Source organism: Alteromonas sp. KUL49 (genome assembly GCF_006538345.1).
In the GTDB taxonomy this organism is placed as follows: domain Bacteria; phylum Pseudomonadota; class Gammaproteobacteria; order Enterobacterales; family Alteromonadaceae; genus Alteromonas.
This window is the reverse complement of the sequence record NZ_BJKL01000003.1, coordinates 338668-351455: the sequence shown is the minus strand read 5'-3', so window position 1 is coordinate 351455 and position 12788 is coordinate 338668. Positions and strand designations below refer to the sequence as shown.

Here is a 12788-nt window from a genome sequence, read left to right as displayed (position 1 = left end):
TAATAAAGGGAAACACAATGGCAGTCAGAGGCGAATTTTCTTCGCGCATAGGATTTATTCTAGCGGCGGCAGGATCTGCCGTGGGTTTAGGCAATATTTGGGGCTTTCCAACAAAAGTAGCAAGTAACGGTGGTGCTGCATTCGTACTAATGTATTTGCTACTCGCATTTGTGCTAGCTTATCCCGTTCTAATGGCAGAATTGATTATAGGAAGGGCATCTCGCTCCAATATGGTCGATGCTCTGGGTAAGATTTCGAATAACTTTGTAGGCCGCGCAACGGGGTTGTGGGGTTGTCTAACTGTATCACTTATCCTCGCTTTTTACGCTATTGTGGGCGGTTGGATGCTTGTGCATTTTGCAGATTCAGCGGTGAGCTTGGTTGGCTTGGAAGGCGCATCCGAATGGTTACTAACCTTTAGTGACACTCGCAATATCATTTTTTGTGCAATCTTTATGGCACTCACTGCGTTCATCGTTGTTGGTGGCGTAAAAGCTGGCATCGAAAAGTGGTCAGTTCGTTTAATGCCAACCTTAGTCATTCTAATATTAGCGTTAATCGTATATGTAAGTTTCCAACCTGGCGCTGTTGAAGGGTGGAGTGCGTACTTAGTGCCTGATTTTTCATCAGTGCTCAACCCTGACTTGCTCATCAGTGCAATGGGGCAGGCGTTCTTCTCTATGTCGCTTGGCGTAGGAACAATGTTGGTGTACGGCTCATACTTGAGTAAGCAAGAAAACTTACCCGTTATTGGTGCATCTGTTGCGCTGGTCGATATTGGTGTCGCCGTTATTGCGGGTATGCTAATTATTCCAGCAATGTACGTAGCGCTGAATAATGGTATCGAGATATTTACGCCTCAAGGTGCATTAATTGAAGGCGATAGCCTTATCTTCACTGTGCTGCCCGCACTGTTTGATACCATTGGAACTGTAGGTGTGTTCGTTTCATTTGTGTTTTTTGCGCTAATGACTATCGCTGCAGTAACGTCGTCGATATCGATGCTTGAAGTTCCCGTGGCTTATGTGGTCGAGAGTAAAAACATTGACAGAAAACGCGCTGTTGTTTTCATGGCCTTAGCGATTTTTGCAGCCAGCTGCGTGATTATTTTTAATTTTGGCAGTTTATTTGGCTTGGTCATCACAGCGACGACCCAATACAGTCAGCCCCTGTTGGGACTAGCACTATGTATTTTTGCGGGCTGGGTATGGCGCAGAGATAATATCCTAAATGAACTTAAAGCGGGGAACCCGGAAGCAGAGAAAGGTATTTTCTGGAAGGTTTGGCCTTGGTATGTACGCTTTGTGTGCCCTGTAGTTATTGCCCTAATGTTTTACCGCTCTATTGCGTAGCGCTAAGAGAAAATTATAAAAATGAATAAAGAAACCAAAACACCAACGCTATTAGACGCTTTTATTCCTATTGTTGCGCTCGTAGTCATGATGGGAAGCGCAGTAATTCTCTTTGAAGACAACTCATCATATGGGCCAAACCAAATAGCATTACTTCTTGCAATGGGCATGGCAGCCATTATCGGTATGAAAAATGGCCACAGTTGGAAGTCAATTGAAAAAGGCATTGTAAAAGGCATTTCAATGTCATTAGGGGCTTGTCTTATTCTATTAGCCGTCGGTTCACTGATAGGTACATGGATGCTTGCAGGTACGGTTCCAACGCTTATTTATTATGGTCTTGAGTTGTTGAACCCATCATTCTTCTATGCTGCTGCTTGTTTAATTTGTGCGGTTATCGCAATGAGTATCGGTAGCTCTTGGACAACCGCTGCAACGGTAGGTGTTGCACTTATGGGTGTAGCAGGGGGCATGGACATGTCGGCCACTATCACCGCTGGTGCTGTGGTATCGGGCGCGTATTTTGGTGATAAAATATCGCCCCTCTCAGAAACAACAAACCTAGCGCCGGCTGTAGCAGGTACGGACCTGTTTGAGCACATTCGCTATATGCTTTGGACAACTATTCCAAGTTTTATCATCGCATTAATTTTGTTTGCAATCCTTGGTTTCAGTGAAGAGGGTGGCGCAAAGGTTGAACGCATTCAGCAGATGCAGGCGCTTTTAAATGAATCTTTCGATTTGAGCATTATTTTACTTGTACCACTTGTGGTTTTACTCACGCTTGCTATCAAAAAGATGCCCGCGTTCCCAGCAGTTTTCATTGGCGCACTGTTAGGTGGTATTTGGGCAGTTCTGTTTCAGTCTGATGTAATACTTGGTATGGCTGATCAAGGTGATACACACGCCATTGGTACATTAAAAGTCGTTTGGACGGCGTTATTTGATGGGGTAAGTTTTTCCACACCAGACGAAAATCTCAACAGCCTATTATCTCGCGGTGGTATGTCATCAATGTTGAATACCATTTGGTTGATTATTTGTGCCATGTCTTTTGGTGCTGTTTTGGAAAATGTTGGATTACTTAAACGTGCTGTGTCTGCGATTCTCCTCGGTGCAAAATCTGCTGGAGACATGATACTACGCACCATCCTAACGTGCTTTGGTACTAACTTAGTAACTGCAGACCAATACATTTCTATCGTTATGCCCGGCCGTATGTACAAAGAGGAATTCACCAAACGTGGGTTACATCAACTCAACTTGTCTCGTAGCTTGGAAGACGGTGGAACATTAACCTCACCATTGATTCCTTGGAATACATGTGGTGCATATATGCACAGTGTATTGCTCGTTAATCCATTTGATTACGTATTCTATGCATTCTTTAACGTAATTAACCCGATATTAGCTATAATTTACGGCTACCTAGGCGTTAAAATATTACGTATTACGCCACCAGACCTTAGCGAAAAAGCATAGATTTATCGAGGACTTAACTGCATATGACCGTTTTAGCCAAGCGTAGGTTAGACTACACTGCGCCTAATTTTCTTGTCAGTAATGTATTTTTAGATGTTGTTTTGCATGAGACGAAAACGTTAGTCACCAGCCAACTCAGTGTTTCTCGGCAAGGTGATCATAACGAGGCGCTAGTGCTAGATGGTCATGATTTAACGCTGATTAGTGCTGCGATAGATGGCGTCGAAACAAAGGATTATCAAAAGTCTGATAGCGAACTCCATATACACACGGATTTGGACACGTTTAACCTTACCCTTGTTGTAGAAGTAAACCCTTCAGAGAATACTGCGTTAGAAGGGCTATATCTTTCTGGCGGGGCGTATTGCACACAGTGTGAAGCTGAGGGTTTCCGCCGTATTACCTACTTTCTTGATAGACCGGATGTTCTGTCAGAGTATAGGGTGAAGATAACAGGGAACACATCGCTACCATACATACTCTGTAATGGAAATTTAGTTGATTCAGGAAACAATCCAGACGGAACCCATTGGGTTGAGTGGCATGACCCTCATCCAAAACCTTGCTATTTGTTTGCACTAGTAGCAGGCGATTTCGACGTACTTAAAGATACCTTTACTACTCGCAGTGGCAGAGAGGTGTCACTCGAATTGTTTGTCGACAAAGGAAAGCGAGACCGAGGACATTTTGCACTTGAATCCTTGAAGCGCGCAATGGCGTGGGATGAGCAAGTCTTCGATTTAGAGTATGACCTCGATATATACATGATTGTCGCCGTGGACTTCTTCAACATGGGAGCCATGGAGAACAAAGGGCTCAATGTATTCAATAGTAAATTTGTCCTTGTTGATGAAGAATCAGCAACAGACGAAGACTTCTTTAACGTTGAATCAGTAATCGCTCATGAATACTTTCACAACTGGACTGGCAACCGTGTTACTTGCAGAGATTGGTTCCAACTGAGTTTAAAAGAAGGTCTTACTGTCTTCAGAGATCAGCAATTTAGTACAGACATGACATCAGCACTGAGCAATCGCATCAAGCAAGTACGAGTAATGCGAGAACACCAATTTGCTGAAGATGCTAGCGCCATGAGTCATCCCATACGACCAGATGAAGTTATCGAGATGAATAATTTCTACACGGTAACGGTATACGACAAGGGTGCTGAGGTTATTCGCATGATGTACACCCTTTTGGGCGCAAATGACTTTAAGAAAGGCATGGATATCTACTTTGAGCGTCACGATGGGCAGGCGGTTACCTGCGACGATTTCGTCAATGCGATGCAAGCGGCCACTGATAAAGACTTGACCAACTTCAGACGCTGGTACAGTCAATCTGGCACGCCAGTCGTGTCAGTAGACGTCAGCGAAGGCGAAAATGCTAAAACACTTTTATCGATTTCACAAAAAACGCCAGCTACAGCGGGGCAGTCGCAGAAGCACGCCCTTACGTTACCGCTTCGCATAGAATTAATTGATAGTTTAGGCAATCGCTATGATGATGAAGCAGGGCTGATTCAAAATGGCATTTTTGTACTAGAGCAAGACACTGCGGTACTTGAAGTTGGCAATGTTACTTCCGGTTTGATACCTGTGATCCTTGGTGACTTTTCGGCACCCGTTAAAATTGAACAAGATCTATCACCAAAAGCGCTGTTAAGTATATTTTCTTTCGCTACAGATCAATTTAGTCGTTGGGATGCATTGCAACGATTGTATGACTTGTGTATCTCGCAGTTAACGGACGACCCCACATCAGCCATTACCGACGATATTTGGCATGGTTTAGAGACCGCTTTTACCAATGAAAGTCAGAACATTGAATTACTAGGCGAGTGTTTGGTTATTCCATCATTCGAAACACTGTGCCAAAGTCGCTCTAATATCGACGTCGCTTCACTGCTATCGGCGAGAGAGGCGTTCGTAACTCAATTTGCTCATCGATTTGGCAAACAACTATTCGCTATTTACCAATCATGTAATGCGCAAAATGGTGGCTACGAACAAGTGGCAGTAAACGCTAGACGTTGTAAGAACGTTATTCTTTCATTACTCGCACGGGTGAGTGACTTTAGTGATGTTGTAAGCACCCAATTCGATAATGCGACATGTATGACTGATAGTTTAGCTGCATTGAAAGCTGCACAAGTCAGCGGACTTGAATACTTCGACGACATGATGGCTAAGTTCGAGAATAAGTGGAAGAATGACCCGCTAGTGTTGGATAAATGGTTCACACTTCATGCAACCAAGCAATCAGAAAGTATACTTGCGAACCTAACCATGTTACTTGAACATCCCCAATTCTCGCAATCAAACCCTAATAGAGTCCGTGCGGTCATTGGTAGCTTTGCGTTCTACAACAGCTACGGATTTCATGCTAAAGACGGTAGTGGGTATAAATATGTAGCGGATTATCTAATGAAGCTCGATAAAGTGAATCCACAAGTAGCGTCAAGAATAGTGACGCCGTTAACCCAGTGGCAGCAGTTCTCTGAGCATCATCAGAGTTTAATGAAACAACAGTTGGGAAGATTACTTAATCATGAAGGATTGAGTAAAGACGTTTTCGAAAAAGTAAGTAAAAGTTTGTCTTATGACGAGAATGCAGTCTTCTGATAGCGTTTATTACTTTTCAGTGAATTTTCCATATTCACAATGTGAAGCCTTGTACAGCGGTAATTATCCAAATGTGGTTCTCACCGCTGAATCTGGGCAAACCATTCAAGTTCCCTCAAGCCGTATTCGTCCATTTGTGTCGGGCGTTGGGTTAACAGGGCGCTTTAGATTGATAGTTGATAAAAATAACAAGATAAAATCGTTCGAGCGGCTAAGATAGTGTAGTGAGCTAACTACACCAACAAAATGCAGCAAGTCTAAAGATATATTCAATATCTGGCGTCAACTTTAACTCATTGATCGCCTTAATGTTGTAAATATTGTTAACTGGTACGATTAGTTCTTGCGGTTCTGACAAAATGATGTAATCATTTTGTTAAATGAGATGGTTGGACTATGTCGCGTAAATTTAGCGCCGACTTGGGAGTATAAAAACATGATAAACAGGCTTCGCGCTTTTAAGATGTCACCTGTTGCAATTGGTGTAATGAGTTTGGCTGGGGTCGCTGCACTACCAGCACAAGCAGCCAATTGGCAAGTGGGTGACGTTAGCATTTCTCTAGACTCTACTTTTACCCTAGCAACAAGTATTCGAACCGAAGACAGAGATTACAGTCTTATAGGTAATAGTAACCACCCCCAGTTTAATTGGTCAGGGTACCACGGTGCGTTTAATCCTTTATACCCAAGCGGTGACGTATGGGCGCTAGCCGACGGAGCCTATTCATCTAACGGTGACCTGGGTAACCTAGCTCACGATCCAGGTGATGCTTTCGCGACTCAAATCTCAGGTAGTCACGAGTTGGATATCAATTTTGGCGATTATGGTTTCTTCGCTCGCGGATTCTGGTTCTATGACTTCGAGCAAATGGACGGTGATCGTCCTTACTCTAATCCAATCACAGGCACACAGACTGATTTATGTAGTGACCCAGAAGCTGAAGATCTACTTTGTACTGACGTGCGTTTGTATGACGCGTTCTTTTATGGCGATTGGTGGATCGGTGAAAAGCCATTCACACTTCGCGTAGGTCGCCAAGTAATTAGCTGGGGTGAAAGTACGTTCATCCAACACGGTATAAACACAACAAACCCAGTTGACGTTACTCGAGCGCGAGCGCCGGGTGCAGAACTTAAAGAAGTATTTATTCCCGTTGGAATGGTTTACGCGTCACTAGGACTAACAGACAACGTCAGTATTTCTGGTTATTACCAGTATGAGTGGCAACGCAGTTGGTTGCCTGTTGCCGGTAGTTACTTTGCAACGAACGATTTTGCAGGTGAGGGCGGTCAAGCCAACAACATCCAGCTTGGTTTCACGGGCAATCCTGATATCGATTTAGATCACTTGCTTTCAGCTTTGAACGGTTTCGGCGATTTGCTTCGCTCTGGGGCTGACGCTAGCGCAATCTCTGAGGCGTACTTAGCTTATCCAACTAAGGTTGCGATTCGCGGATATTCTGACCAAGCACATAATGATGCTGATGACCAAGGTCAGTTCGGTTTGCGCTTAACGTGGTTCGCAGAAGCTCTAAACGAAACTGAGTTTAGCTTCTATCACATTAATTACCACAGCCAGCGTCCGTTAATTTCAGGTGTAACATCTAACTTTACAGCAGCAGGTATTGGTGCAGATCTAGCCTTCATTGCGGGCAATCAGATTACCAAAGACAACCTGACTCAGTTAGAAGCATTTACTCAGGCAGAGTTTTACTACCCTGAAGACATTGGTTTATACGGGTTGAGCTTCAATACTAATATTGGTACTACAGCACTAGCTGGTGAATTCTCTTATCGCGTAGACGAGCCTCTACAAATAGACGACGTAGAGCTGCTTTATATGGGTATGCCAGAGCAGCTAGCCAACGCAGGTTTGCGTCCTGATTTGGAAGGTATCTCTCAATTAAACAACATTGGTCGTGCGGTAGGTCCGGGTGAAACTGCTGAGGGCTTCCTGTTCTCTGATACTTTCCAGATGCAGTTTACTGCGTCACACGTATTTGGACCTAAGTTCGGTGCTGATAACTTCGTACTTCTTGGTGAAGTAGGTTACGTCAATATCGTTGACTTCCCAGATCCTTCAGTCATTCGATTGAACGCTCCAGGTACCGCTCGTACGCCTTCGCTAGAACCTACGGCAGATGGAAACCCACGTTTTGGTTTACACACAGCCTTGTCTGATGGTCCTGAAACTAACCCATTTGCAACAGAAGATGCCTGGGGTTATCGACTACTCGCGGTAGCGGATTATAATGACATCATGGCGGGTGTTAACTTACGTGCTCGCGCAACTTTCTCACACGACGTTGATGGCACTACGCCAGATCCGTTGTTCCTTTTCACAGAAGATGTTAAGTCAGCAGCAATCTCATTTACTTTCGACTATCTTAGTAAATGGTCTGCTACTGCGTCATACAGTGCTTTCTGGGGTGGCATAGGTACAACTAATGCGCTTGCGGATCGCGACTTCATTTCGTTTAACATCAAGTATGCAATTTAAAGAGTGGTGTATATGATTAGAAAAATAGGCGTTATTGCCACAGCACTATCACTTGCATTGGCCGGCAGTCATGCAGTAGCAAAAGTTTCAGAAGACCAAGCAAATGCGCTGGGTACAACACTCACGCCACTCGGTGCTGAGGTTGCTGGTAATGCAGACGGTAGTATTCCAGCGTGGACAGGTGGTATTACTCAAGCTCCAGCGGGTTATGAAGTGGGTGATCATCACCCCGATCCATACCCAGAAGATAAAATGTTGTTTGAGATTACTGCGCAAAACTATCAGGAATATGCTGACTTCCTTTCTGACGGTCAGAAAAAACTGTTCGAAGCTTACCCTGATACATTCCGAATGCCGGTTTACCAAACACGACGTTCTGCATCAAACCCTCAAGAGGTGTATGATGCCACTCGTGTTAACGCAACAAGCGCAGAACTACTCGATGACGGTAATGGCCTGAAAGGTGCGGTACTTGGTATTCCATTCCCAATTCCGCAAAATGGTCTTGAGGCTATTTGGAACCACATTCTTCGCTATCGCGGTGAAGCAGTACAACGTAATGGTGGCCAAGCAGCAGTGACTACTTCAGGTGACTACAACGTTATCGGTTTTGACGAGCAGCTCAAGATCAAATATGCGGAAGAAGGGGCTACAGCTGAAGAACTAACGGCTGAGAACATCTTGTTCATGTTTAAGCAGAAGATCACTAAGCCTGCGCGTTTGGCTGGTACTGCACTGCTGGTTCACGAAACTGTTGATCAAGTTAAAGAGCCGCGTAAAGCATGGACTTACAACACGGGTCAGCGTCGTGTTCGTCTTGCGCCAAACATTGCTTACGATACACCAGGAACAGCAGCAGATGGTCTGCGTACGACCGATGATTTCGATATGTTTAATGGTTCACCGAACCGTTACGATTGGAACCTCGTAGGTAAAAAAGAGATGTATGTTGCGTACAATAACTACGCGCTACATTCAGATAATGCGCAATACGAAAACATCTTAATGCCAAATCACGTTAACCCTGACCTAACTCGCTGGGAAAAACACCGTGTTTGGGTGGTAGAAGCGACGCTTAAAGAAGGTTTGCGTCATATTTACCAAAAACGAGTTTTCTACATCGATGAAGATAGCTGGCAAATTCAAGTCGCTGACATGTACGACAACCGTGGTGAACTTTATCGCGTGGGTGTTGCTTACGGCGTGAACTATTATGAAGTTCCTACGCAATGGTCTACGCTAGATGTATACCACGACTTGAACTCTCGTCGTTACCTAGCTATCGGTCTGGACAACGAAGAGCAGATGTACGACTTTACTGTTCGTCCTCGTGATGCTGAGTTTACTCCTCAAGCGTTGCGACGAGAAGGTATGCGTTAATTCGCCTTTCGTGAAACGGTTGGCTCTGCCAACCGTTTTTGTATGTATGACAGATATTTCTAAAAGGAGGAATAACTAATAATGAATAAAGCGATTGCTGCATGTTTTGCTGCCTCTTTTTCTATTTCAGTTTCTGCACAAGATGCATTTGTAGCACCATTGGTTGAGCAATCCGTATTACTCGACGTAGCTGCCACTGACTATGCCATTGTTGTTGGTGAGCGTGGGCATATTCTCAAATCAACAGACGGTTCTACTTTTTCTCAAGTTTCAGTGCCTAGCAGAGCAACGTTGACCGCAACCACAATTGTAGGGAATAACGTTTGGGCCGTTGGTCACGATGCCGTTATTTTGCATTCATCTGACAGTGGCGATTCATGGGAAGTCCAAAATTTACAACCTGAACTCGAGCGTCCTTTTTTAGACGTTGTATTTTTCGATGAGCAACACGGCATAGCTGTAGGTGCGTATGGATTGTTCTATCGCACAATGGACGGAGGTGTTTCTTGGAACGCTGAAATGCATGCGACCTTACTTGACCCTTACGATCAAGAATATTTAGACAGTGTGCGTGAAGAAAGCGAAGAGTTTTATCTTCAGGAGCTTGAGTCAATTCTCCCTCACATTAATCGCGTAACTATGCACGATGAAAAACTCTATCTTGCAGGAGAGGCCGGTTTACTCGCTATGAGCGACGATTATGGTAAAAACTGGCAGCGGTACGATGTGGATTACATGGGTTCATTTTTTGATATAGCGCCGTTAGATGACGCATCGTTTTTGGCGGTAGGTCTTCGAGGCAATATATTTGTTATGAAAGACGGTGCAACATGGGAGTACGTAAACACCTGTGACACAAGCACACTGAATTCAATTCATGTCATTAATGGCGAAGTACACAGCCTTGGAAACAATGGCGTCATTGTGTCGGCCCAACGTCCATTAACTACGTCGTATTTAGATCCATACGCCAATCCTGCGTCATGTGAAAAGCCGGATAACGTATCTGTAACACAAGTCGAAGACAAATCCGCGTTGCTAAACGCCGTATCGTTTAATGACAAAGTGATTGCAGTATCGTCTAACGGTATAAAATTATTAGATTTATAGTAGGGTAGCGTTACATTTATGACCCAATTTATAGAAAGACTCGTTTTTGCGAATAGAAAGCTCGTTGTCTTTATATTTGCACTTATTACGGTATGGCTTGGGTTCCAAGCTTCACAGATGCGTCTAGACGCGGGCTTTGAAAAGAATATCCCGCTAAACCACGAATACATGAAAACCTATATAGAACATAGGCAAGATTTTGGTGGCGCTAATAATATTCTCGTTTCAGTTTGTGATCAGAACGGCGATATCTTTAATCAAACGTTTTTCGACACCTTAAAAGGTGTACACGACCAGTTATTCTTTATAAATGGCGTAAATCGCTCTTTAGTGGTTTCGTTGTTTTCACCGTCTACCCGTTTTACTGAAATAGTTGAGGGCGGTTTTGCTGGCGGCCCAGTAATTCCAGCAGACTTTGATTCATCACGACCAGAGGCCTTAGCGCTCGTTGCGGCAAATATCGAAAAAGCCAATATTGTTGGTCGTCAGGTTGCTAGCGATTACAGCTGTGCAATGGTGACGGCCCAACTTTTAGATATAGATCCTCAATCCGGTGAACCGTTGGATACGTTAGCCTTAGCAGCTGAGTTAGAGACTCAACTGCGCGGTCAATACGAAAACGAGAACACGTCGGTACACATCATAGGTTTCGCTAAAATGATTGGTGATGTGGCCAATGGTGCAAAAGACGTTTTACTTTTCTTTGCCATTGCAATAGCCATTACAGCGGTAATGGTGTATTTCTTCTCGCGAAGCGTAATGCTCACTTTGCTTCCGCTACTGTGCTCAGTAATTGCGGTTATATGGCAGTTAGGGCTATTAACATCGATCGGGTTTGGTATGGACCCTATGTCTATTCTGGTACCGTTCCTTGTCTTTGCCATCGGTGTGAGCCACGGCGTTCAAATGATAAATGCTGTTGAGAAACAAGTGGCGCAAGGCGTTGATGCGAAACAAGCGTCGATGACCGCTTTCAGAAATCTTCTCGTGCCTGGCGGAATAGCACTGTTGTCAGACACAGTCGGCTTCATGACTTTGCTTGTTATCGATATTGGTATTATTCGAGAACTAGCAATTACTGCAAGTATGGGTGTTGCGGTAATTATCCTGACTAACCTTTTGCTATTACCCGTACTGATGAGTTTCCTCAACCTGAATAAAAAGGCAATGGGCGAATTCTCGGGTAAAGAGCAATCTCAATCTAAATTCTGGTCGTTAATTGCGGCGTGCTCGCACAAAAAGCCGGCTATTGTCATTCTAGCGATTACTACTGCACTGTTTGTGTTCGGTCATGTTCAATCGCAAAAAATGAAAATTGGTGATTTACATGCTGGTGCACCGTCGCTGCATGAAACTGCTAGATACAATCAAGATACCTTCTTAATAACGGACCGATATGAAGTGACCGTAGATTATATTTCTATTCTGGTCGAAACCACGCCAGAAGCGTGTACTTCTCATGGCGTGATGCAAGCGATAGATGATTTTCAATGGAAAATGGAAAACGTTGAAGGCGTTCAATCGGCAGTGTCTCTAGCGTCAGTCGCTAAGATCGTCAATGCTGGTTATAACGAGGGGAATGTTAAGTGGCAAGTGTTGCCACGAAACCAACAAACGCTAGTTCAAGCGATTTCACGAGTACCGACCTCATCGGGTTTACTCAATGGTGATTGTTCTGTAATGCCTGTTATTTTGTTTATGGAAGATCACAAAGCGGAAACCATTACTCGAGTAGTTGATGCAGTTAAGGCATTCCGCAATGAATATCAAACTGATGATATGAAGTTTAGCTTGGCGTCTGGTCCAGTAGGTGTAATGGCAGCGACAAACGAGGCCGTAGAAGCTGCACAAACACCAATGATGATTTACGTGTTTGGCGCGGTAATCGCGCTGTGTTTAATCAGTTTCCGTTCTGTTCGCGCTACTTTGGTTGTTGTTATTCCATTGTATGTAGTGTCGGTGTTGGCTCAAGCACTCATGACCTATCTGCAAATTGGGCTTACAGTTTCAACTTTACCGGTCATCGCACTTGGTGTTGGTATCGGTGTTGATTATGGTATTTATATCTTATCTACCAAGAGCAGTATGCTTAAACAAGGCGCCACGGTGCAACAGGCTTATTTAGCGGCATTAAAAGAACGTGGAAGTGCAGTGCTGTTTACCGGTATTACTTTGGCCATCGGTGTGAGCACATGGGTGTTCTCTTCACTTAAGTTCCAAATGGACATGGGTATTCTGCTTACCTTTATGTTTGTTGTGAACATGTTGGGAGCAATCATAGTGTTACCAGCACTCGCAAGAATCCTCTGGTGGAACAGTTCAGACCCAGATGCATAAATT

The 12788-nt window shown here is 44.1% G+C and carries 8 protein-coding genes; all 8 read left to right on the top strand.

The features are described 5' to 3' along the window. Positions 1-17: 17 nt before the first annotated feature. The 8 genes from EYS00_RS07260 (at position 18) to EYS00_RS07225 (ending at position 12785) form a co-directional block, all read left to right on the top strand. Entirely contained in the window at positions 18-1352 is a 1335-nt protein-coding gene (locus EYS00_RS07260) for a sodium-dependent transporter (RefSeq protein ID WP_130635892.1), read from the top strand. A 21-nt stretch (positions 1353-1373) separates the two neighbouring features. Continuing rightward, on the top strand, positions 1374-2834 hold the full coding sequence (nhaC, locus tag EYS00_RS07255) for a Na+/H+ antiporter NhaC (protein ID WP_130635891.1): 1461 nt from the start codon (positions 1374-1376) through the stop codon (positions 2832-2834). 23 nt (positions 2835-2857) lie between these two features. Continuing rightward, positions 2858-5458, top strand: coding sequence for an aminopeptidase N (gene pepN, locus EYS00_RS07250; RefSeq protein WP_130635890.1), 2601 nt, complete (start codon positions 2858-2860; stop codon positions 5456-5458). Next, positions 5436-5678: a DUF2835 family protein gene (locus EYS00_RS07245; protein ID WP_130635889.1), complete on the top strand. Its 243-nt coding sequence runs from the start codon at positions 5436-5438 to the stop codon at positions 5676-5678. Before pepN ends, EYS00_RS07245 begins: the two co-directional genes overlap by 23 nt. A gap of 216 nt (positions 5679-5894) precedes the next feature. Beyond that, on the top strand, positions 5895-7958 hold the full coding sequence (locus EYS00_RS07240; RefSeq protein ID WP_130635888.1) for a DUF1302 domain-containing protein: 2064 nt from the start codon (positions 5895-5897) through the stop codon (positions 7956-7958). Between the two features lie 12 nt (positions 7959-7970). Further along, the gene (locus EYS00_RS07235; RefSeq protein WP_130635887.1) at positions 7971-9338 is read left to right on the top strand and encodes a DUF1329 domain-containing protein; all 1368 of its coding nucleotides are present in this window, start codon (positions 7971-7973) and stop codon (positions 9336-9338) included. Between the two features lie 81 nt (positions 9339-9419). Next, entirely contained in the window at positions 9420-10448 is a 1029-nt protein-coding gene (locus tag EYS00_RS07230; protein ID WP_130635886.1) for a YCF48-related protein, read from the top strand. Between the two features lie 18 nt (positions 10449-10466). After that, positions 10467-12785, top strand: a complete 2319-nt coding sequence (locus EYS00_RS07225) for an RND family transporter (protein ID WP_130635885.1) — start codon at positions 10467-10469, stop codon at positions 12783-12785. Positions 12786-12788 lie beyond the last annotated feature (3 nt).

Bases quoted from the DNA above. Each gene is read 5' to 3' on its own strand.
- EYS00_RS07235 (WP_130635887.1), top strand. From the start codon at position 7,971: ATGATTAGAAAAATAGGCGTTATTGCCACAGCACTATCACTTGCATTG.
- EYS00_RS07260 (WP_130635892.1), top strand. From the start codon at position 18: ATGGCAGTCAGAGGCGAATTTTCTTCGCGCATAGGATTTATTCTAGCG.
- EYS00_RS07225 (WP_130635885.1), top strand. From the start codon at position 10,467: ATGACCCAATTTATAGAAAGACTCGTTTTTGCGAATAGAAAGCTCGTT.
- pepN (WP_130635890.1), top strand. From the start codon at position 2,858: ATGACCGTTTTAGCCAAGCGTAGGTTAGACTACACTGCGCCTAATTTT.
- EYS00_RS07240 (WP_130635888.1), top strand. From the start codon at position 5,895: ATGATAAACAGGCTTCGCGCTTTTAAGATGTCACCTGTTGCAATTGGT.
- EYS00_RS07230 (WP_130635886.1), top strand. From the start codon at position 9,420: ATGAATAAAGCGATTGCTGCATGTTTTGCTGCCTCTTTTTCTATTTCA.
- nhaC (WP_130635891.1), top strand. From the start codon at position 1,374: ATGAATAAAGAAACCAAAACACCAACGCTATTAGACGCTTTTATTCCT.
- EYS00_RS07245 (WP_130635889.1), top strand. From the start codon at position 5,436: ATGACGAGAATGCAGTCTTCTGATAGCGTTTATTACTTTTCAGTGAAT.